General features: G+C 72.9%; 12 protein-coding genes. 5 read left to right on the top strand and 7 right to left on the bottom strand.

Annotated features, from left to right (window positions below):
- From ACF1DX_RS25290 to eccD, 6 genes are all read right to left on the bottom strand, one after another.
- Positions 1-2357, bottom strand: a 2357-nt coding sequence (locus ACF1DX_RS25290; RefSeq protein ID WP_391793409.1) for an AAWKG family protein, incomplete at its 3' end; no start/stop codon positions are given.
- Between the two features lie 132 nt (positions 2358-2489).
- Positions 2490-2933, bottom strand: coding sequence for a type VII secretion system-associated protein (locus ACF1DX_RS25285; protein ID WP_391793408.1), 444 nt, complete (start codon positions 2931-2933; stop codon positions 2490-2492).
- A 46-nt stretch (positions 2934-2979) separates the two neighbouring features.
- Entirely contained in the window at positions 2980-3294 is a 315-nt protein-coding gene (locus tag ACF1DX_RS25280; protein WP_391793407.1) for a WXG100 family type VII secretion target, read from the bottom strand.
- A gap of 43 nt (positions 3295-3337) precedes the next feature.
- Positions 3338-3622, bottom strand: coding sequence for a hypothetical protein (locus ACF1DX_RS25275; protein WP_391793406.1), 285 nt, complete (start codon positions 3620-3622; stop codon positions 3338-3340).
- Between the two features lie 399 nt (positions 3623-4021).
- Positions 4022-5509, bottom strand: coding sequence for a type VII secretion protein EccB (gene eccB / locus ACF1DX_RS25270; protein ID WP_391793405.1), 1488 nt, complete (start codon positions 5507-5509; stop codon positions 4022-4024).
- Positions 5510-5531: 22 nt separating this feature from the next.
- Entirely contained in the window at positions 5532-6896 is a 1365-nt protein-coding gene (eccD, locus tag ACF1DX_RS25265) for a type VII secretion integral membrane protein EccD (RefSeq protein ID WP_391793404.1), read from the bottom strand.
- A 543-nt stretch (positions 6897-7439) separates the two neighbouring features.
- On the opposite strand from eccD, the gene eccCa reads away from it, so the two are divergent.
- Positions 7440-11438, top strand: a complete 3999-nt coding sequence (gene eccCa / locus ACF1DX_RS25260; protein ID WP_391793525.1) for a type VII secretion protein EccCa — start codon at positions 7440-7442, stop codon at positions 11436-11438.
- A gap of 249 nt (positions 11439-11687) precedes the next feature.
- On the opposite strand, the gene ACF1DX_RS25255 is transcribed toward eccCa, so the two are convergent.
- On the bottom strand, positions 11688-12932 hold the full coding sequence (locus ACF1DX_RS25255) for a S8 family serine peptidase (protein ID WP_391793403.1): 1245 nt from the start codon (positions 12930-12932) through the stop codon (positions 11688-11690).
- A gap of 668 nt (positions 12933-13600) precedes the next feature.
- Between ACF1DX_RS25255 and ACF1DX_RS25250 the strand changes: the two genes are divergently transcribed.
- The 4 genes from ACF1DX_RS25250 (at position 13601) to ACF1DX_RS25235 (ending at position 23126) form a co-directional block, all read left to right on the top strand.
- Positions 13601-16708 carry a hypothetical protein gene (locus tag ACF1DX_RS25250; protein ID WP_391793402.1) on the top strand — a complete coding sequence of 1036 codons (3108 nt, stop codon included), beginning with the start codon at positions 13601-13603 and terminating at the stop codon, positions 16706-16708.
- Positions 16709-16860: 152 nt separating this feature from the next.
- The gene (locus ACF1DX_RS25245; protein ID WP_391793401.1) at positions 16861-18324 is read left to right on the top strand and encodes a hypothetical protein; all 1464 of its coding nucleotides are present in this window, start codon (positions 16861-16863) and stop codon (positions 18322-18324) included.
- A gap of 667 nt (positions 18325-18991) precedes the next feature.
- Positions 18992-19228 (top strand): hypothetical protein, encoded by a 237-nt coding sequence (locus ACF1DX_RS25240; RefSeq protein ID WP_391793530.1) that lies wholly within the window; start codon positions 18992-18994, stop codon positions 19226-19228.
- Positions 19229-19781: 553 nt separating this feature from the next.
- Positions 19782-23126 (top strand): right-handed parallel beta-helix repeat-containing protein, encoded by a 3345-nt coding sequence (locus tag ACF1DX_RS25235; RefSeq protein WP_391793400.1) that lies wholly within the window; start codon positions 19782-19784, stop codon positions 23124-23126.
- The last annotated feature ends 40 nt before the right edge of the window (positions 23127-23166 follow it).

Raw genomic sequence — 23166 nt, 5'->3', positions numbered from 1 at the left:
ACCGTCCCGTCCGGACCCACCACCACCGAACTCCCGTCCGGGAACTGCGCCGTCAGACCACCATCCGCACCCGGCACGACCGTGCTCCCGTCGGAGCCGGTCAGCTGCACCTGCCCGTCCGGACCCACCACCTCCGTCACACCGTTGGGGAACTGCGTCACCGACGAACCGTCCGGCTGCGTCGTCGTCACACTCCCGTCCGGATTCGACGTGAACGACGAACCGTCCGGCAGATGCGACGTCACACCACCGACCCCGTCCAACCCGATCGTCGAACCGTCCGGATTCGTCACCACCTCCCCCGGACCCAGCACACCCGTCGTCGTCTGCCCGTCCGGCGACGTCGTCGTCACCGTCCCGTCCGGACCCACCACCACCGAACTCCCGTCCGGGAACTGCGCCGTCAGACCACCATCCGCACCCGGCACGACCGTGCTCCCGTCGGAGTTCGTCTTGCCGGGTCCGCCGGTGGTGAGCCCCTGGGCGGAGGCGGACGTGTAGGGCAGCAGCGGCACCGCGCCCAGACCCGTGGCCGTGGTGGTCGCGTCCGCTCCGGTCACCGTTGCGGTGTCGGTCGCGAACGGGTTCGAGGCGCTCAGGGCGGTGCCGGTGGGCAGGGTGGTCGCGTCGAAGGTGGTGTCACCGGCAAGAGGGGTGCCGGCCAGGGTGGTGGGCGTCTGGACCGTGCTCGCGTCCAGGGTGCTGGGGGTGGGGACGGCCGAGGTCAGCGAGTCGCCGCTGGTGAGGCCGGAGAGACCGCCGGGCAGCCCCCCTGTGACCCCGTCCGCGCCGATGCCGGTCGTGCCGACGCCGGTCGTGCCGATGCCGTTCTCGGTGAGTGCGGACGGCGTACTGACCGTGGTCAAGCCGCTTCCGTCCGGGCCGGCGACCATGGGCACACCGCCGGCCGCGGCCGGGTCGGTCACCGCGAGCGATTCCGGGGCGCTGCTCACGAGAGTGGACGGGTCGGGTGCGGCAACGTCCGTGATGCCCTGGCCGATGTTCTGGCCGAGACCGTCGACACTGTCGCCGAAGCCGTCGAGCCCGTTGCCCAGGTCCTGGATGTTGTTTCCCAGGGAGTTCACGCCCTGCTGGAAATCGGTGGACTGCTGGGCGAACTCCTTCTGCGCCTCCTGCTGCTGCTGGAGCGCCTCCTCCTGCTGGTGCAGGGCCTCCTGCTGCTGTTGCTCCGCGATGTCCTGCTGAAGCGTTTCGGCGAGGCTGATCGAGGGGATGTCCTCGAAGGCGAAACGGGTGTTCCACGTCGGGTCGAGGACGCGGCTCCAGCCCTGGCTCAGCTCGGTGACGATGGGGAGCGCCGGCTCGTCGAGGTTGGCCCTGAGGTTGTTCGTCCACCGGTCGACCGCCTCCTGCGCGATGCCCGACCAGGTGCTGGTGTCCCTCAGATCGCCCCAGTGCGGCTGCGTGGAGAACCCCGCCATCGCCCGCCAGGTGATGACGTCCGGGTCGTCGACCCGCTGCACCGTCCGCTTGATCGCCTGGATGCGCGAGGTGTTGTACTGCCTGATGAACCAGTCCACATCCCACATCAGTTCGTTCAGGATGCTCTTCGGATCCGCGGGCGGGACGCGGGAGATCGACTGCCCGTCCGCCTCGTTGACGGTGATGGGCCGGCCGCGGCGCCAGTAGAAGTCGCTGAACTGCTGCAACAGCTTGGTATGGGCCTGATGCAGCATGTTCTCCGCGCCGATGATCTGGTCACCGTGGAGCGTGGTCGACGCGAAGCCCGGGGTGGCGGCCGACTGGTACTGCGGCTGGAAGCCGGGCGGACGCAGCTGGGCCAGGAAGTGGTCGTACTTGTCGTGCAGGTCCTTGACCAGGTTGTAGAAGACACCCGCCGCGGTGCCCTTCCAGGCGGCGTTCTCGTCGCCGAGGTGATCGAGCCAGTGCTTGAGGACGGCCTCGTGGTGGTAGAAGAACTGGCCGGCCACGTCGAAGGACCGGGCCGCCTTGGCGAACGAGTGCAGGTCCACGCCGTCCGCGCCCGTGGGTTCACCACCGGAGGAGGACTGGACACCGGTCGTCTGGAACTGGTTGACCAGACGCGACAGGGCCTCCTGGCTGCGCTGTGCGTAGGTGTCGCCCAAGGAGAGGTCCGCGTAGTTGATGTTCGCCTGGTACATGTCCACGTCCTTGCCCTTGAGGACGTAGAACTGGAACGAGGCCCCCGTGTCCCGCAGTTCGGTGCGGGGCTGCAGGGTCTTGGCCACCTTCTTGACGTCGACGTTGATCCAGGGAATGCCGCTGTCACCCTTGACGCCGGTCACTTCGGAGCGCTCGGGCAGCGACCAGCCCGTGAGCAGCTTGACGATGTGTTCCCAGTTGTCGACAGCCATGCGAGGACTCCAGCGGACGGGGGGTGGGCGGCGGCGCGAGTCGCGTCCGGGGCACCGCCGCGGCGGCGCCCCGGGGACGGGGGGGATGGCGCCCCGAAGGCGGGCGACGCGGCGGCGCCAGGTTGATCGACGTCAGGCCGTCGTCGTGGGCGAGGAGGACACTCCGGCGCTCTGCTCCCCGGTCATGGCTCCGTCGTACTCGCGGATGGCCGTGAGGAACTTCTGCCCCTCCACCTGCTGGAGGGTCTCGCCCTGCGTCTTGAGCATGCTGTCGATCACTTCCAGGAGGTTGCCCTTCAGCTGATCGAAAGCGGTCGAGTGCCGGTTGAGCACCGTGTCGATCGCCGACGCGGCCTGGGTGGTGTGGGCGACCAGGTTCTTTCCCGCGGTGTCGGAGTCGCTCCCCATCGGTCCGATGGCGAAGGGACCCGCCGACGCGTTGGACATGTCGTACAGGGACTGGCCCTGCTCCGGGCTGGAGCCGCGCAGCCTGACAATGTCGTCCTTGAACGGCTGGACTTCCTCGTCGATGAACGAACGGAGGGCGGGAGCGTCCAGTTTGGTCAGATCAGCCATTGCATCCCCTTGTGACGGTGCCGGAGCGACGGTGTGCGACGGGCCGTCAGAACTTGATCTCCTCGAATCCCTGGGCATTGTGGTTGACCGTCTTGCGGTACATGTCGCGGACGTTGTCCAGCGTCTGCGCGTGCGTCTGCAGAATGGTCGACAGGGCCGTGACCTCGGCCTCCCAGGTGGGCTGGACCTTGTTGATGTACACGTCGCGGTCGGGGCCGAGCCACTGGCCGACGATGGGGGCGATCTCTCCCTCCAGCGTGGTCACCACCGTCCTGATCGCCTGGGTCTGGTGGAACATCTCCTCGGCGAAGGTCATGGCCTGGCCGTGGTCGATGTAGATGCCGTCTTCTGCGGCGCCCATGAGGGTCTCCTTCGTTGGTGGGGCGGGGTGCGGGGGGGGCGGGTCAGACGCCGCTCATGGCGTTGTAGGCGTCGTTCTGGACGTCATTGCCGAACGCCGTGAGCTTGCCGCCGGCGACCACCTCTTCCATCGCGCCGGCCTGCGCGTTGTTCGACGCCTGCATGCTGAAACCGAGCTGGTTCTCCATGGCTTCGCAGGTCCGCTTGATGCGGTCCACCTCGCTCAGCCAGGTCTCCATGACCCGTGCGTACGCGTGACCGTCCGGGCCCTGGTAGTTGGTCTGCAGGGTGGCCTTCGCCGTCTCCACCTGACCCTGGATTTTGGTCATGTTCGACCTGGCGGTTTCCAGACTCCTGATGGCCATGTCATATGTGGCACTGGATGACTGCTGCTGCGTTCCGCTGGGAGTGCTCATCGTGCCGTTGCCTTCCGCTGGGGGGCGAATCATGTGGGAGCACGCCACGTTCTGTCGTGGGGCCCACCGGGGTGCCTGCAACATACGTGTGCGTTGCCGGAACGTGCCGGGCGCCAAGAGCTGAGCAGGCATCAGTTGATCGAGGTATCCAGATGCTAATCATGTTTGCACCTCAATCACAAGCTTGGCCGGGACATGTGTGCAATGCATCGGGCAATGCGTTGCACACATGTGTGTGGACCTCAACTGGTGACGTGTGACTGGGTGTACGGCGTTCGAGAAACCGTCGGCCCGCCGGTGCCGGATGTTTCACTACCGGTCATCGCATCGCGAGGTACCGGTGACCTCCTCGCGCCCGGACTGCGCCGATCCGGGGGACAGGTCGGGGCCCGTCGGCAGCATGTCGAGCAGGGGTGAGGGCAGTTTCTGGGCCCGGGTCAGGTCGTAGCCGAGCGCCTCGGCGGCCGTCCCGGACGGCACCCGGTACTTCCGTCCGGTGTCGGTGACCAGGTACGTGCTATCACCCAAGTCGGAGCCCGAGCTGCCCAGCGCCCGGACCAGGCTGCCGCCCGACGGCGGCACCGACACCGCGTCCACCGCCAGACAGGCCGCGGCGAGGGCCCTGCCGGGCGGCGCGGACCGGGCGTCGACGGCCGAGGAGAGCGCGGTCACCAGGCCGACGTCGGTGCCCGTGTCGTCGCGCGGCGCCAGGCGCACGCACAGATCCTGGTCACCGCCGGTGCGCAGGGTGCCGGGTGGCGCGGGAGGCAGGGCCGCGCCGACCTGCTCGACCCGTCCCGGCTCGCCGGAGGAACTCTTCGGCGCCAAGGCGCCGTCGAGGGCGTTGGAGGACAGGGGGATCGCCTGGGGGGCTTTCCCTCCGTAGGCCCGCTCACGTGTCGCGGTCGCGCCGAGGACCAAGGCCGCCTGCGTGATGGTGACGGGGGTCAGACCCGAGCGCAACAGCAGGTAGTACTGCTGGTCGGAGCCGGGTGTCACCACGGTGAAGACCTGGCCGACTCGGGTGTCGGCACCGTCCAGACCGGGGCCGGCCGCACCCTGTCCCACGACCTTCGGCGGCGCCAGGTCCGGGCCGGCCGGCAGGGCGTCCAGGAAGGCCGCGGAGACCCGCAGGGGGTCCACGGCGCCGTAGCCGAGGGCGGTGGCGGTGGCCTGGCCGCCCGGCAGGCGGAAGCGGTTGCCGCGCCAGAGCAGGAACAGTCCCGCGTCCTCGTCGCGCACCAGCGCACCGTCGCCGTCCGCCACGGTGGCGCCGGCCAGGTCGGAGTCGACCAGGAGTGTGGTGGTGGTCCTGCTGCCGCCGGAGTCGTCGGACCGGATACCCGCGCACACCTGCCAGGGGCCGGCGTCGAGGGCCTTGCCGGACGGAAGGTAGTCGGGGGCGCCCGCGATCCCCACGGGGTCGCCGTGCGGGGTGCCGCGCAGCGAGGCGGTGGAGACCGTGTCGGTCTTCAGGTCCGCCCCGACCAGCAGGCGCGCGGAAGCGTAGTTGCGCACCGGCCGCAGCCGCTCGCCGTCGAACAGGTAGCGCGTGCCGGTGTCCTTCTCCACCACCAGGGTGTGGCCGTCGCGCCAGCCGGTGGCGCCCCCGGGGCTGATGAGCCCGAACACCAGGGCGCCCACGCACAGGACGGCCGCGAAGGCGGCGCCGACCGCGACCGCCTTGTAGGTGCGGCGGGTGGGTGGCTCGGGGGTGTCGGGGTCCTCCCGCAGCAGTCCGGTGGTCAGCCGGGAGACGACGAAGCGATGGGCCTGGACCTGGTCCCGCCGGTTCTGCATGAGGTGCTCTCTCCTAAGCGGTTCAGCCGTTGGCCGAGCGCAGTATCTGGTAGACGCCGAAGGTCCACAGCACGACGGGCAGCAGGGCGAAGGCCGTCACGGACTGCAGCAGGTCCCCGGCCCTCCCCCAGTGGGGCAGCAGGCGGCGGCCGGGGGCCGTCCAGGAGATGACCGCCAGCGCGGCGGCGGACAGCAGCAGAGCGGCCGCCACCACCAGCCGGCCGGTCCCGTCCCAGCGGGCGGCGAGTCCCGTGGCCGCCAGCAGCGGGCCCAGCAGGGCGGGGACCGCCAGGGCCAGCCGCTGCCAGGCGGTGCCCAGGCTGCGCCCGTGCAGGAAGAGCAGCAGCGCCAGCAGGGCGCAGGTGGCCAGCTCCGGTGGCTCCGGGTGCCGGGCCAGGCCGGCCAGGCAGCCCGCGCACACGGCGCCCACGCCCAGGTACAGGGCGCTCATCCAGTGGTCGGTGGCCGCGGCGCGGGCGGCGACGTCCTGCCCGGCGTGCGGTTCGATGCCCTCCTGGAGCTGATCGGGAGTGGTGGGCAGCGGTGGCAGGCGCAGTCCCGCCAGCGAGAAGGAGAGCCGGGGGACGAAGGCGCCGAAGACGACCGCGGCCACCGCGACGCCTCCGGCCGCGCTCGAGAAGGGCACCTCCACGGTGACCATCAGCACCCCGCCGACGACGCCGGCCACGCACACCACGGCCGCGGCGGCGAAGGCGACGGCGAAGACGGACACCACCGTCAGCGCCAGGGCCGTGCCCGCGCCGGCGGCCATGGAACCGGCCAGCAGCTGCGCTCCGGTGCGGACGTGAGAGTGCGGCGCGGACCACGGGTCGCCGACGGCCAGGACCCCGGCCAGCCCCAGAAAGGCGCAGGACACCAGCCCGAGCAGCACGCCGCCGGGCGGGTCGTCCAGCAGCCTGGCCGCCGCACCGGCGCCGGCCATGGCCAGCAGGGCGGCGCCGGCCGTCAGCGCGGCCCGTGACGCGGTGTCACCGGGCAGGGCCAGTACCGCCAGGCAGCCCAGCAGCGTCACGGTCGTCATCAGGCGGAGGGTCCAGCGGCTGACCGCGGGGCTCCAGGCGTGCGGCAGGTCACGCACCGTGCCGGAGACGGCGTCCACCAGACTGTCGAAGCGCACCGGCGGGAGTGCCTCCGCCTCGGGACGCAGCAGCAGCACCTCCCCATCGCGCAGGTCGAGGGAGTCGGGCGTGCCCTCGGGGTCCAGTGGTTCGCCACCGATGCGCTGGAGGACCCAGCCGCCGTGCTCGAGTCCGGCTTCCTCCAGTTGTTCACCCGCGTGGCCGACGACGACCGGCAGCAGGTCGGCGAGCGGGATGTCGGACGGGACGGCCAGGTCGATGGTCTTCTCGGGGGCCCGTATCGTCACGCGACACAGACCTGCGACAGAGCCTTCGCTCATATGTGTCTCACACCTCTCGGGCGGCTCGCGCCATGGGTCGGCAGGGGGCGGACGTGGTCCCCGCCCTCCGGGCCGGCACTGCCACCGACCGGTCACTCGGCTGGTGACGGTGGTTCCCGGGGGCCCACGCCTCGTGGGGAGGGCCGTCGCGCCGCACCGTCGCGGCCGGGACGGCCGGGTTCGGCGCACATCCTGGTCCGGACGCGGACACGTGTGCGGCGAACCGCTGTTGGACACCTCGGTGGTGCCCGATAGTCTCACAGGTACCGCCTCGCGGCGCCAGGGCCTCATGCAGCCCCGGATCGCCGGTCCGCGCGCCCCGGCACACCGCCTCTTCTCGTGGACCGTCACTCACACGTGTGCGGACACCGGACACACCCGGTCGGTCCGGTGTCCGGCCTCAGAAGCTTCCGACCTCAAGACCCGCCAAGGCGCCGACAGCCGGCCGACCGCAGTCCGCAGTCCCGCCGCAGGCGGCCGCCAGCAGCCCAAGGAGACGTTTCAGTGAGCGTGGTGTTCTTCCGCAGGCCCGCCCGGCGCCGGGGGCCCGACATGCCCGAGGGCGACCTGCTGCTCCAGGAACCCCCGGTGCTGTCGGAGCAGGTGCCCGACAGCGGGTCCGGGATGATGACGTATCTGCCGATGGCCATGATGTCGGGTGCCATGGTGCTGCTCTACGTGCGGCCCGGCCAGGCGTCGAACCCGATGACCTTCGTGGTGGTCGGGGTGATGGCAGTGGCCATGGTCCTCATGCTGGCCGGCCAGATGATGCGCGGTGGCGCGGAGCGCAGACAGAAGCTGCGGGACGCCCGCCGTGACTACCTGCGCTACCTCGGCGGAATGCGGCGCAGGGTCAGAGCGGCGGCGGCCGAACAGCAGCATGCCCTCGCCTGGCGCCATCCCCGGCCCGCCAATCTGTGGTCCCAGGCCCGCACCTCCCGGCTGTGGGAACGCCGCCCCGCCGACCCGGACTTCGGCGAGGTCCGGGTGGCCGTCGGCGAGCAGCGCCTCGGCCTGCGTCTGACCACCAGGGCGACCAAACCCGTGGAGGACCTGGATCCGCTGACCGCGCACGCCCTGCGTGCCTTCGTCAACGCCTACTCCACCGTCCCCGACCAGCCCATCGCCCTCTTCCTGCCGGCGTGGTCGAGGGTGCTGCTGCGGGGTGAGCGCGAGGAGATCACGGACGTCGCACGGGCCGTGCTCGCGCAGTTGGCCGTGGCGCACTCCCCGCAGGAACTGATGATCGCCTTCTGTGTGTCCGCCGAGCAGGCGGCCGGGTGGGACTGGGCGAAGTGGCTGCCGCACACCCACCACCCCTCCGAGACCGACGGGGCGGGCCCGGTGCGGCTGTTCGCCACCTCCGCCGCCGAGCTGGAGGCCCTGCTGGGCGAGGAGTTCGCCGACCGGCCGGCCTTCGAGACGGACGCCACCGCCGGCACGGACGAGCCGTACACGGTGATCGTCGTCGACGGCGGGCAGGTGCCCTCCGGCCACCGGCTGGGCCGGCACGGGTTCCGCAACGCCGTGGTGCTGGACCTCTCGGGTGAGTTGCCCTGGCGGCCCGGTCGTACGACGCTGCGGCTCCAGGCCGAGTCCGGCGAGGTGCGGCTGGCCCGTACCGACCGCAACCGCAAGGAGTCGTTCACCTCGCTGGGCCGGGCCGACCGGCTCGGCCCAGCGGCCGCGCGGGCGCTGGCGGCGGTGCTGGCCCCGATGCGCACCGGGGCCGCCGTCGAGACGGCCCAGCCGCTCTCCACCGACGTGCAGCTCACCACGCTGCTGGGCATCACCGACCTGTACCGGTACGACCCGACGGCCTACTGGGAGGCGCGGGGAACCTCGGCGGCGCGCCGGCTGCGCGTCCCCCTGGCGGTAGGCGCCGACGGACGCCCGGTGGAGCTGGACATCAAGGAGTCGGCGGAGGGCGGCATGGGGCCGCACGGCATGCTCATCGGCGCCACCGGCTCCGGCAAGAGCGAACTGCTGCGCACCCTGGTGCTGGCCCTGGCGCTCAGCCACTCCTCCGAGTCCCTCAACTTCGTGCTGGTGGACTTCAAGGGCGGTGCCACCTTCCTCGGGCTGGACCAGCTGCCGCACACCTCGGCGGTGATCACCAACCTGGCGGAGGAGGCCGCGATGGTCTCCCGCATGCAGGACGCCCTGCACGGAGAGCTGATCCGGCGCCAGGAACTGCTGCGCGCCGCGGGCAACTACACGTCCGCGCTGGACTACGAGAAGGCACGCGCCGCGGGTACGCCGCTGGCACCGCTGCCGAGCCTGTTCGTGGTGGTCGACGAGTTCAGCGAGCTGCTCTCGGCGCACCGCGAGTTCATGGAGTTGTTCGTGATGATCGGCCGGCTGGGCCGTTCGCTGGGCGTGCACCTGCTGCTGGCCTCGCAGCGCCTGGACGAGGGCCGCATGCACCAACTGGAGAGCCACCTGTCGTACCGGATCGGGCTGCGCACCTTCTCCGCGATGGAGAGCCGGGGCGTGCTCGGCGTGCCGGACGCCTACGAACTGCCCTCCCAGCCCGGCGCGGGCTTCCTCAAGAGCGGCGTCGAGCCGCTGACCCGGTTCCGCGGCGCCTACGTGTCGGGGGCCTACCGCCAGCGTTCCGGAGCCCTGGCCCAGGCCCAGGTCGCCAGCCAGGTGGTGTCCTGGAGCGGGGAACGGGTGGCCGAGCGAAGCGCTCCGCCGACCGCCGGGGAACTCGCCGCGGCGGCCGGCGGCGAGGAGGAAGAGGAGGAGGTCCCCTCGCTGCTGTCCATCGCGATCGAACGGCTGCAGGAGTCGGGCCCGCCGGCCCACCAGGTGTGGCTGCCTCCGCTGTCCCAGTCACCCACGCTGGACCGGCTGCTGCCGCCGCTCTCCCCCGACCCCGTCCTCGGGCTGACCACGGCGGACTGGGCGGGACGCGGTGGTCTGACGGTCCCCGTCGGCATCGTCGACCGGCCCTTCGAACAGAGGCGTGACCTGCTCACGGTCGATCTGTCCGCCGCGGGTGGTCACGTCGGCATCGCGGGCGGCCCGCAGAGCGGCAAGTCCACGCTGGTGCGCAACCTCATCGCCGCCCTGGCCCTCACCCACACGCCGCGCGAGGTGCAGTTCTACTGCCTCGACTTCGGCGGCGGCACCCTGACGGCCCTGGCCGGGCTGCCGCATGTCGGCTCGGTCGCGGCCCGGCTGGACAATGAACGGGTGGCCCGCACCCTCGCCGAGGTCGCCTCGCTGCTCGCCCGGCGTGAGCGGATGTTCCTGGAGCACGGCATCGACTCGATGGCCACGCTGCGCCGCCGCAGGGCGGCCGGTGAGTTCCCCGACGAGGCACACGGCGACGTGTTCCTGGTGATCGACGGGTGGTCGACGGTTCGGCAGGACTTCCAGGACGACGTCCCGGCGCTGAGTCAGCTCGCGACGCGGGGCCTCAACTACGGCATCCACCTGATCACCACCGTCTCGCGCTGGGTGGAACTGCCCGCCGCTGTGCGCGACCAGGCCGGCACCAAACTGGAGCTGCGCATGGGGGACGCCATGGACTCCGTGGTCGACATCCGGCGTGCCGCCGCCGTGCCCCGGTCACCGGGACGCGGCCTGACCGTGGAGACGAAGCTGCACTATCTGACGGCGCTGCCCCGGATCGACGGGGTGGAGGCCGCCGACGACCTCGCCGACGGCGTGACCGACATGGTCTCCGCGGTCGCCGAGAGCTGGCCGGGGCCGAGCGCCCCAGCGGTGCGCATGCTGCCGACCCGGCTGCCCGCCCACGAGCTGCCCCCCGTCGCGGCGGACCGCCGGTTCAGGTTCCCGCTGGGTGTGGAGGAGACCGAACTGGGCACCGCGTGGCAGGACTTCTCCGAGACGCCGCACCTGGTGCTGTTCGGGGACAGCGAGACCGGAAAGACCAACCTGCTGCGCCTGATGGCGAAGTCCATCGTGCAGGCGTTCACGCCGGCCGAGGCGCGGATCCTGGTCGTGGACTACCGGCGCCAGCTGGTGGAGGCCGTGCCGGAGGAGTACCGGCTCGGCCACGCGGTCTCGGTGGACCAGCTGCGCAACCAGCTCGCCGGTGTGGGCAAGGCTCTGCGGGAGCGGGTGCCGGGGCCCGACATCTCCCCGAGCCGGATGCGTCTGGCGGACTGGTGGAAGGGGCCGCGGCTGTTCGTCCTGGTGGACGACTACGACCTGGTCGCGCAGCCGATGCAGACCCCGTTCGACGTGTTGCTGGAACATCTGCCGCTGGGTTACGAGGTGGGTGTGCACATGATCGTCGCCAGATCGGCCGCGGGCTCCATGCGGGGCCTCAACGACCCGCTGGTGCGCCGTCTGCTGGAGGTCAACACCCCGGGGCTGCTGTTGTCCTGCCCGCCGTCCGAGGGCGCTGTCTTCGGCGTCAAGCCCCGCCAGCTGCCGCCGGGACGCGGTCAGTACGTGACGCGCAGGTCGACGACGAAGATCCAGACGGCGCTGATGGACACCGACGACGAGCCCGCCCCGACGACGACCTGACCCGTGCCCGTCCCGCCGTCCCGGCTGGAGGACGCTCCCGAGGGGGCGCCGCGACGGCCGGGACGTCGGGGACCGCCAGGACCGCCGGTGGTCTCACGCGTGCCCGGCAGGTGCGTGTGACACGTGGTCCGTCACCGCCACGCCGGGCCGCGACCCTTCACTGCCGGGTCGGCGGGTGTCGCGGAGTATCACGGGGTGCCGCGGCCCGCACAGGGTCTCAGCCCTGTGCCCCGCGACCCGCACGTGGTCTCAACCCCTGTGCCCCGCGGTTCGATGGGACCTGTCCGCCGGGCCGCGCCGGGCACCCGCCCGGCGCCGCAGCGCCGACGTCGCCCACAGCCCCATGCCCAACGCACCGCAGGCGCCGGCCAGTACGCCGGCCCTGAGCACCGCGCCGTCGTCGTCCGGGACGTCGAGCACCCGGATGCCCTGGGCGGGCGCGGGCTGTGCGGCGGCATGAGCGGGCAGCACACCGGTGAGTGCTCCGTTCACGTCGAGGCGCGGCACGTCGGCCGGGTATCCGGTGCTCGCCATGCGTGCGGCGGTCTGCCGGGCGGTCAGTTCCGGGTGGTAGGCCCGGACCAGGGCGGCGGCGCCGGCCACGTACGCGGCGGCGAAGGAGGAACCGCTGCCCACGAAGTGACCGCTGCCCGCGACCCCGATGCCGGTCACCTGGTCGCCGGGCGCCGCCAGATCCACCGCGGCCGGCTCGAGCGAGCCGTCGGGGCGTGTCCCGTCCACCCCGAAGTCCACCACTGACAGCACGTCCGGCGCGGCGGCCGGCCAGAACGACGCGGTGGACGCCTGCTCGTCCCGCGCGGTGTCCGCGTCGTCGGGGACGGCGGGGGCGACCAGCAGCACGTCGCGTGCCGTGGCGTGGCGTACGGCGGCGGCGAGCCCGGCGGTGTCCTCGGGCAGCGCGGCGGAGACCGCCACCACCTCGCACCCCGCGTCCACCGCCGCGCGGATCCCGAGGGCCACCAGCGAGGCGGACGGCGTCCCGGTGGCATCGGTGCCCCGGGCCGAGAAGATCCGCGCGCCCGGTGCCACACCGGCCAGACCGACGCCCGTACGGGGAGCGGCACCGATGATCCCGGCGACGAAGGTGCCGTGCCCCACGCAGTCCGAGTCCGCGCCGGAACGGCCCGTGAGCCGTCCGGACAGCGCGCCCGCCTTGGCCGAGACACCCGTGTCGACGACCCCGACCGTGACCCCTGTGCCGTCGCTGAACAGACCGGCCCTGCCGAGCCCGAGCAGGCGCTGCGCCCACGGCACCTGTCGCATCACGGTGGCGGACGCCTTCGCACACCCCTCGGACGAGGAGTCGATCCGGTCCGCGACGACCGGCAGCCGAAGCCGGCTCGGCGACGGGGACGGCTCCGGACCGGCCGCGGCGGCCGGTCCGGCGGCGGCGCACAGCAGCACCGTCAGAGCGAGGGCGTGTACGCCCCGGCCGCGGCCCGCCCGTGGGGGCCGGAGAGGGGTGGGGGGCACTGTTCCTCCGTCGCCTGTCGCCGTCGTTCCGGAGTGGAAGTCCCGGGCGGCGGGAGGCCCGGCCGGCTCCGCGCGGGCACCGGCCGTCGGCACGGATGCCGCCGCGGGTGCGCACATCGTATCCGTTCACCGCCCCCTCCTCACCAGGCACCGTCCTCAGGTGTCCTCCCCACATGTGTTGGACTGGGTATGTGCCCTGCCGCTATGCGCGTGTGATGCGCGTGACACACCGACACATGGCACACCGACACACCTGAGCGAGAAGACATACTTCGGGTTTCGGTTCGGCAAATCCGCTGTCGGGCCGCGCACTTCGGTTCGAACGCCTGTTACGTTTCTCCATGTACACATGTCACGAGAGCGCCGTCCGCGTGCCCCGTGTCGGCACGTTCTTCGGACCTCCGGCACGGAGAACGCGGGACGCGTCTCGTGGATCGGTTCGGACCAGGACGCGGCGTCATGTGCCCCTTCCCGCTCCAGCGGAGCCGGGAGTTCGGGGTGAGCGTTGCGTCGCAGGACGACGCATGACCCGCGTACCGGGCGTACCCCAGATGAAGGCGAGTGGAGCCGACCATGATCGTTTCACCGGACCCCGTCCCCCGGACGGGGCCACGAAGCACGCGGCCGCGCGTCACGCCCGTCACCGACCGCTCGCCCCGGACCCTCCGATGAACCGCAGGGCCAACAGGAACACCCGCCGGCCCCAGCAGCCCGCCGACCACGGAACAGCCACCCCTTCCCCGTTCACCGTGACCCCGGTAGAGGGCGCCTACGTCGTCCACCGCGAGGCACGGTTTCCCGAGCATCTCGCCGATGTCGCCACCGCTCTGCGGGACGACTCCGAGGGACGGGCGACCCTGCTGGTGGGGACCGTGCCGGCCGACGACGAACTCGACGAGTTCGCACGGCGGCTCGCCCCCGTGGTGGGGGAGCTGAGCCTGCGGGACGTACGGCTGCTGGTGCTGGTGATGTCGCAGGGTGCCGTGGACCGCGCGGCGGCGCCCTCACCCGCCCGCCGGCTGTGCGAGGACTGGGGGCTGGAGGTGGTCGCCCCGAGCGGCCGCGCCGTCGTCGTACCGGGTGGCACCCTCTTCTCCCCCGACGGCGCCACCACTCCGGGGGGCTGGTGGCAGTTCTCCCCGGGACTGGTGCCGCGGCGGCTGGGGGCCCGGTTCCCCGTCCCCGACTGGGAGGCGCAGCTCGCCCGGGTGGACGCCGAGGTCGCCGACGGCCACCTGGTCACGCCGGTGCCCGCCGGACTGCTCGTGCGGCCCGCCGGCGTCCCGGCCGGGGGTACGGACGGGATCGAGTACGCGGTTCCGGTCGACCTGAGGCGGCCGCAACTGCTGGTGGGCGTCGCCGACGCGCCCCCGGTGAGCGCCGACGCCCTGGCCGGCGTCCTGGCCGCGCTGCCGGGCCGCATCCGCGGTGCCGTACGGCTGTTGCCGGCCGACGGGCGGGACCTGCTGGCGGTGGGTCAGGAGACCGCGGACGCCCTGGGGCTGGAGGTGGAGGTCGCCAGCGGGCTCCCGGTGCTGCTGGAGGACGACTCCGTGCACGCGGCCGCACGGACCGTGCTCATCGGCCCCGACGGCGACCCGGCCTGGGAACCGTACGTGGAGAGCGTCCTGTGCGCGCCGACGGAGAGCGACGGCACTCCGGAGCCGCGCGTCGGCTCCTGGCGGGCGCCGGCCACAGGGCTGGAGGAGGGCCCGGAGCCGGGCGTTTTCCTGCTGGACGACCGGTGGCGGACCTCACTGACCCGGGCCGGGTTGTGGGTGGGCCGGCACGGCGACCGGCCACCGCTCACCGCCCGCCCGGCCGACAGCGACGTGATGGCGATCGACCTCGGGGTGCCGGGCCGGGCCCTGGACGACACCCTGTGGCCCGCCCTGGACCTTCTGTTCGCCGCCCTGGAGGGCGAGGCGCGCGAGCGTGCCATGATCCAGGTGCACGGCCACACCAGCGCGGACGGGATGCGTGCGCTGCGCCGGCTCGCGGTGCGGCACGGCATGGTGCTCGCGCCCAAGGGCTGGCGATCCGGTGCGGCGCAGGAGGAGAGCGCCCATGTCCTGGCGACCCCCCTGCCCGGCGTCGCCGCCCCGCGGACCGAGCCGCCGGCCGCGCGGGCGCCGTCGACGCAGGTGCCGGCCGCCCCACCGGTGCAGTACGTCACCACCACGGGCGGAACCGCCCCGACCGACCACTCCCTGGGCACCGTTCCCGTACCCGCCGCGGACCCCGGCCGTGGTCCGGACACCGGTCACCTCCCGTACACAACCGCCGCGGCCGAACTCCCCCGCTCTCCCGCCCCGGCTGCCGGGGCGGGAGCGAGCGCGGGGGCGCACCCGGCGCCCGGGACGGCCGAGGCCGTCGCGGCACAGGCAGCTGTGCCGCTTCCGGCCGTCACCCCCGCCCCCGTGGCACCCGTTCCGCCCGAGCTCACGGCACCACCAGCACCTCCCCGGCCCCCCACCGCCGTACCGCCGGCCCAGGAACCGGGTCAGGAACCGGACCAGGACCAGGCCGACGCCGACGCCGACGAATCCTACGTACCGGACTGGCCGCCGCCCGTCGCCGCACGGCCCGCGACGACGGAGCCCGTCGCCGAACCCGAGCCGTTCACCCCGCTGTTCACCTCCTCGGACGCCGGCCTCAGCGGCCCGGGCGCCACCGCTTCGTGGAGCGCGTGGACCGAGAGCCGGGGCACCGGGCAGGCAGGGCATGAAGAGGGCGTTGAGCACGCGGACGGCGGACGGCACGAAGAAGGCCGAGAGGGCGGAGACTTCACCTACGAGGAGCACCGCGGCGGCACGTCGGCGGAGCCCGAGGCGGGCACGTCCGACGACGGCGAGATCGGCGAGGACGGCGAGGTAGGCGTCCACCAGGGCCTCGTACAGGGCACGCCCGAGGAAGACGGGCAGAGTGCCGCGCGGACCGTCCCGCCGGAGCCCGCCGGGGCCGTTCTGCGCGAACTCTTTTACGTGCCCGTCGCCCCCTCCCATCGCAGCAGCCCCTCGGAGCGGCAGGCGCTCCGCTCCCACCTGGGCGCGGACTGGGAGCGGCACGCCGGTGCCGTCCAGCGCGCCCTGACCCGGCTGCCCGGCCTCCGCTCGGCCGGCCGGGAGGACGACGAACTCACCGCCGACCTCACCGCTCTGTACGCCTACCTCAGCGCCGGGGAGGGCAGGCTGGACGAGCGGGGCCTGTCGGCCGGTCTCGACCGCCGGGACCCCGGCGCACTGGCTTACCTCGGCTGTCTGGCCTCCGCGCTGCGCAGGCTGCCGTCTTTCCGCGGGCCGGCCGCCAGGACCGCGGGCGTCTTCGACGAGGCGACGCGACTGCTGCTGCCCGGTGAGGAACTGGGCGCCGCGGTCCCGGTCAGTGCGAGCGGCCTGGACGACGGGTACCCGTCGCTGCCCGACGATCACTACCTGATCTGGTCGGCGACCGGACGCAGGATCGGGTCCCTGGGCGACAGCGACAGCCCGTTCGGCCAGGAGGAAGTGGTGTTCGGTCCGGGCACCCGGTTCCGGGTGCTGGGCGTGCGCGAACGGGCCGGTGCCCGCGTGGTGCTGCTGCGCGAGCTGGCCGGCGCCGTGCCCCCGGCCGTCCCCGGCCACCTCGACGCCTCCGACGCCCCGGTCCTCGACCGGCTGGTCGCCCTGGCCGACCGGCCGGCCGTCCCGCGAGGCGAACGGGAGTGGCCCGCCCGGTGCGACGGCCTGCTCGGCCTGCTGCCCGAAGTCCCGCACACCGGCGCCCCGCCCGGGTGACCCGGACCCCACGAGCCCCGTCCGCCCGCGCCGGTGGCGCGGGCGGACGGTTCCCCCTGATCAGTCCTGATCAGCCCTCATCTGACCAGCCCCGTTCGATCAGGCCCCGTCTGATCGACCCACAGCTGATCAGCTCACGTTAAGGAGCACCGATGTCATCGACGTACTCGGCGTCCTCCGGTGGACCACCGACCGCGGCGGCCGAGCCGCGCAGGATCCGTCGTGCCGTGGCTCTGCCCTCCGCGGATGATCCCGTGGCCGGCCCGACGACCGCGCGGTCCTCGCGCGACACCATCACCGGTCTGGCCGCCCCGGCCGCCGCCGGGGTCGCCCCCGCCGCCCAGCGGACCGGACACGGTCCCTCCGCCCGCCGTCGTCCGCACCTGGCCCACCCCGAGCGGTCTTCCGCCTCCGAGCCGGAGGTCACCGCGGCCGACGGCATCCCGGGCGTGGTGGCGGCCGGGCGCCGCGCCGGTGCGCCGCCCGCGAGCCGGGCGGCGGGCGGACGTCGCACCGGCGGCAAGCCGCTACTGGTCGCCGCCGCCGTGGCCGGAGCCGTACTGGCCACGGTCCCGTTCGTGTCCCACTCCGGCGGCCGGACCAACTACGAGGGGCTCGGCCAGCAGGTCCCCGTCGCCTCCGAGTCCCCGGGGGCGGACGGCGACAACGCCTCCAGCCCCGACCAGCAGGCGGGCCTGCCCTTGCAGGACCCCGTCGACGGCGGCGCGGCACCCGTCGTCCCTCAGCCGCGGGCGACCGAGGGCAAGGAGCACGGCTCCGAGGGGACGGCCCCGGCCTCCCCCTCGGGAACCGGTGAAGAAGCGGGACCGCGGCGGAGCGACGGTCCGCTGTACGGCCCGCCCGTGCCCTCCGCTTCCGGCAAGAACGGTCCGAACCGGGGCAGCGTCCTCGGCATCGGGGTGGCCGGCCCGTCGGCCGGGGACCGGTCGCGCCCTGCGGACCCCGCCGTGAAGCACGACAGCGCCTCCGGGGCGTCGTCGCACACCACGGCGGGGCCGGTGGCGCGGGCCACGAAGCCCGGAACGGTCGTCAAGGCGTCGGCCCTGTCCGCCCCGACGAAGACGTCCACGTCCACCTCCCAGAGGGTCCGCTCCTCCGGGACGGCGTCCGGCGACTCGACCAAGGCCGCGACGGCCACGACCGCCGCCCCTGTGAAGGCCACCGCCACCCCCGTGAAGGCCACAGCCGACCCCGTGCAGGCCACAGCCGACCCCGTGCAGGCCACAGCCCCCACCGAGACGGTTGCCGCCAAGCAGGACTGGAGCACCCGTGTCATCACCGCCACCACGGTGATCGGCCCGGGTGAGAGCGTGGCGTCCGACCGCATGAGCATCACCATGCGCACGGACGGCAACCTCGTCATCACCGACGAGAACGGCACGGTCCGCTGGTCCTCGAACACGCAGGGCACCGGATACAAGGCGGTCTTCCAGGACGACGGGCACTTCGTCGTCTACACCAATGACGACCGGACGGTGTGGTCCTCCGGGACCGCCGGCAACCCCGGCGCCCGGCTGGTCATCCAGGCCGACGGCAACGTCACCGTCTTGTCGGCCGGCGGAGCCGTTCTCTGGACGGCGAACACCCAGCACTGACCGTACGATCGCCGCGGCGGCCACCGCAGGCGGCGCGGCCCTCGCGGACGCCCGGCCGGAACTCCCGGCCGGGCGTCCGTCGTCTCGGGAGCCCCTCATGCCGGGCGGCGCCACTCACCCCGCTCAAGAAGAACACCACAAAGATTCCACTCCCTGCGGCGAGTCTGGTCCGGTGGACGCGCGGTCCGCCGCGTGGGTCGCCGACGCGGTGCCGAGCGACGCCCCCGGCGCCGCTTTGGGCACGCCGGCAACGGCCCGGGCGCCGGCGGCCTGCCTTCGAGAGGGAAGAGGACGAGCGATGAGTGACACGACGATGCGTGCCGTCGCCTACCGCAAGAGCCTGCCGGCGAGCGACGAGGAGAGCCCGATCGATGTGGAACTGCCCGTCCCCGTGCCCGGCCCGCGTGATCTGCTGGTACGCGTGGAGGCCATCGCCCTGAACCCGGTGGACCACAACGCCCGCCAGACCACCGCCCCGGGCGCGCCGGGCCGAAGGTGCTGGGCTGGGACGCCGCGGGCACGGTCTTCGCGGTCGGCGAGGAGGTGTGGCTGTTCCAGGTCGGCGACGATGTCTGCTACGCCGACGCGATCGACCGCCCCGCCACCAACGCCCAGTTCCGCGCGGTCGACGAACGCATCGCCGCCACCATCGGCTTCGCCCGCGGCCATGGGCGCCGACCACGTCATCGACCACCACAAGCCCCTGGGTCCGCAGCTCGCCGAGGTCGCCCCGCGGGGCCTCGACTTCGTCCTCAGCACCACCGGCACGCACCGCAACCTCGCGGCCTACGCCGAGGCGCTCAGTCCCTTCGGGTGGATCGTCGCCATCGACGACTTCGACTCCCTGCCGATCGGTTCCGGGCCCCCGACCAGGGCGGCCGGCACCACATCCTCGGCCAGATAGCTCGCCTGGTCGGCGCCGGTCTCCTCGACACCACCGCCAACCGGGATCTGGGCCCGTCAACGCCGCCAACCTCCGCGAGGCCCACCGCCTCCTCGAGTCCGGCACCACCACCGTCGGCAAGAACACCCTCACCGGGTTCTGAGTCCCCGCCACGACCCCGCCACAGCCTCCGCGCACGGCGGTGCCACGGGATACTCCCCCATGACTGGCGGGGCCACCCGACCGGTCACACGTGTTCGGGGCTCCGCGGATCACCCCATGACACATCATCACAGGCATCCGACTCGTTGGGACATGTGTTCCTTGAGTACTCTCAGAAACACATCGCCCGCGCGACGGCACGTTTCCCCGTGGTTGCCTCGCACGCACGGCTCACCGTGGGTGCTTCGCACATCCCGGCCGCGCGGGCGGCCGTCGGCGGTGCGGAGGGTTCCGGGCCGGACGGCACCCGGTGAGCGGCGGGGCGGGCGGACCGCCCCGCCACGACGCGGGTGCCGTCCCGCCCGGACTCCGAACCGGGGCGGACCGGGCAGCACACTGAGGAGGATCGGCCGTGGCACGCACGACACTGACCGTTGACCGGGACGGCAGCGGTGAGTACCCGACGATCGCGTCGGCCCTGGCGCGGGCCCGCGCGGGATCGGTGATCAGGGTGCGGCCGGGTGTGTATCCCGAGAACCTGTCCATCCGCGCCCAGGTCACCATCGTCGCTGACGGGCCGCGTGGCTCGGTGGAGATAGCCCCGCGCACGGGCACCGCCATCACGCTCGCCGCGGATGCCGTGCTCCTGACCGACCTGGTGCTGACCGGCGGTGAGGACGACCTCCCGGTGGTCGACGCGGTACGCGGGCAGGTGGCCCTGGACGGCTGCCGGATCGTCGGCACCGGGTGGACGGCGCTGCTCAGCCGGAACACGGGATCACTGGCCATGAGGGGCTGCCAGGTGACCAACCCGGCCGGTGCGGGGGTGGTGGAGACCGGCTCGGCCGGCAGTGTGCTGGAAGACTGCGTCATCGAGCACCTGGCCACCTCCGCCGTCGTCATCAGCGAGGACGGCCGTGCCGACGTCCGCTCGAGCGTCCTGCGCGACGCCCGCGGCAACGGCGTACTGGCCAACGGCCGGTCCGCCGGATCGGTCGAGGACTGCGAGATCTCGGACACCGACAAGCCCGCCGTGGCGCTGGAGGGCTCCACCACCGTCGCCGTGCGGCGCACCACTGTGCACAGCTGTGCCCTCGGCGTCTACGTGGCCAGCTCCGCCGCCACGTCATTGACGGACGTGCGGGTGCGCGACACCACCGGGCACGGCTTCGCGGTCACGGACCGCTCCGACCCCCAGCTGACGGGTTGCGCCACGGAACGCACCGGCGGCAGCGGCCTGTTGGTCACCGACCGGGCCCGGGGGCGCTACGCGGACTGTGTCTTCACCGACGCCGCCCTGCCGGCCGTACAGGTCGGGCAGTCCTGCGCCCCGGCACTGACCGGGGTCCGGATCTCCGGCGGCCGGGACATCGGCGTCCTGCTGACCGAGGAGTCGACCGCCGAGATCGACGGGCTGGACGTCTCGGGCACCGGCGGTCCGGGCATCGCGGTGCGGTCGGGCGCGCACCCGGTGCTGCGCCGCGGGCGCGTCCGGGACGTCCGCGGCACCGGCATCCTGGTCAGGGAGAAGGGCAAGGGGCGGTTCGAGGACTGCGAGGTCCGCGGCACCACCGGCCCCGCACTGCGCGTGGAGCACGCCGGCCGTCCGCAGTTCGCGGCCTGCGCCTTCCACTCCGCCGGCAAGGCGGGGGTGTCCGTGGCCGACGGTGGCGCCGTCGCGCTGCGCGACTGCGAGGTGAGCGCGAGCGCGGGCTCGGGTGTCGCGGTGGACAGCGGAGGCGAGGCCTCCCTGGTCCGGGTGCGGGTCACCGGTTCGAAGGCGCACGGGATCCTCGTCTCGGCAGGCGGCCGGGGCACCCTGGACGGCTGCGTGTGCACCGGCAACACCGGCGACGGCATCCGCCTGGACGGCACCGGCCCCATCAGCGTCAGCGGCTGCGCGGTCCACTCCAACCAGGGCGCCGGACTGCGCCACACCCGGCCCGGCCCCGCCCTGAAGGTCGACCGGCTGGACAGCTCGGACAACGGGCTCCCCGACTCCTGGCAGCCCGCCGCCCCCGCCACCGGGCCGTCGCGGCCGGGCGGCGCCGCCACCGAAGGCGGCACCGCGGAGCAGGCCCCGGCACTCGAGGGCCCGTTCGCGGACCTGGACGCGCTGGTCGGCCTGGGCGGTGTCAAACGGCAGGTCAGTACGCTCGTCAGCCTCGGGCGTCTGGCCCAGCGGCGCGTCCAGCTGGGCATACCGGCACCACCGATGAGCCGTCACCTCGTCTTCGCCGGCCCTCCCGGTACGGGCAAGACCACCGTGGCCCGGCTGTACGGCTCCATCCTCGCCAGTCTCGACATGCTGCCCTCCGGGCATCTCGTCGAGGTCTCCCGCTCGGACCTGGTCGCCCAGGTCATCGGCGGTACCGCGATCAAGACGACGGAGGCGTTCCGCAAGGCGCTCGGCGGGGTGCTGTTCATCGACGAGGCCTACACCCTGCTCTCCGACAGCAAGGGCTCGGGCGCCGACTTCGGCCAGGAGGCCATCGACACCCTCGTCAAGCTGATCGAGGACCACCGCGACGAGGCCGTGGTCATCGTCGCCGGCTACTCCAAGGAGATGGACGACTTCCTCTCCGCCAACCCGGGCCTGGCCTCCCGCTTCACCCGCACCATCGAGTTCGACAACTACTCGGTGGACGAACTCGTCACCATCACCGAGAACATGTGCGCCGACCACAGCTACGTACTCGCCCCCCTGACCCGCGAGGCGCTGCGCGTGCACTTCTCCCGGATGCGCCGGGACGCGACCTTCGGCAACGGACGTGCCGCGCGGCGGGTGTTCGAGGAGATGGTCGACCGGCAGTCGTTCCGGCTGGCGTCCCTGCCCGACGCGGGCGAGACCGACCTGACCCTGATGCTGCCGGAGGACGTCGGCGAGGACGAGGCCGCCCAGGCCCGGTCCGGGACCGAGGAGGCCGCCGAGAACTCCGACGCGCTCGCCCGGATCCGCGCCATGACCGGACTCGAGTCCGTCAAGCGGGAGGTCGGGGGCATCGTGGACCTGTTGTCCACCTACCGGCAGCGGGCCGCCGTCGGGCTGCCCACCCCGAGGGTCAGCCACCATCTGGTCTTCTCCGGACCGCCCGGCACCGGCAAGACCACGGTGGCCCGGCTCTACGCCGACCTCCTGCGCTCCTTCGGCATCCTGCCGCGCGGGCAGCTCGTCGAGGTGGCCCGCGCCGACCTGGTCGGACGCTACATAGGGCACACCGCGCAACTCACCACCGAGGCCTTCCAGAAGGCCATGGGCGGGGTTCTCTTCATCGACGAGGCGTACACCCTGACACCGGAGAACTCGCCGCAGGACTTCGGCCGCGAGGCCGTGGACACGCTGCTGAAGCTCATGGAGGACCACCGTGACGAGGCGGTCGTGATCGTCGCCGGCTACCCGGACGAGATGGGCCGCTTCCTCGACTCCAATCCGGGCCTGGCATCCCGCTTCACCCGCCGCATCGAATTCGAGAACTACTCGACGGACGAGCTGCTGACCATCATCGCGCAGCAGACGAGCACCGCGGGCTACGAATGCGCCCCGGAGACACTCGACGCGCTGCGCGTCCATCTCGACTCGCTGCCGCGCTCCCGCACGTTCGGCAACGCGCGGCTGGCCAGACAGCTGGTGGAGCTGATGATGACCCGCCAGGCCGGCCGACTGAGCGGGCTCACCAGCCCGGACCTCAAGACCCTGACGATGCTGCTGCCGGAGGACCTGCCGATCGGCGCCGCGCCGGTCACCGGGAGAGGCTGACCGGCCGGCCCGCCGGGGATGCCGGTTCGGCATCGGGTCA

The organism is Streptomyces sp. NPDC014676, from assembly GCF_043084105.1.
GTDB lineage: Bacteria > Actinomycetota > Actinomycetes > Streptomycetales > Streptomycetaceae > Streptomyces.
The sequence above is the reverse complement of the archived record's forward strand: the minus strand, read 5'-3'. Positions and strand labels throughout refer to the sequence as shown.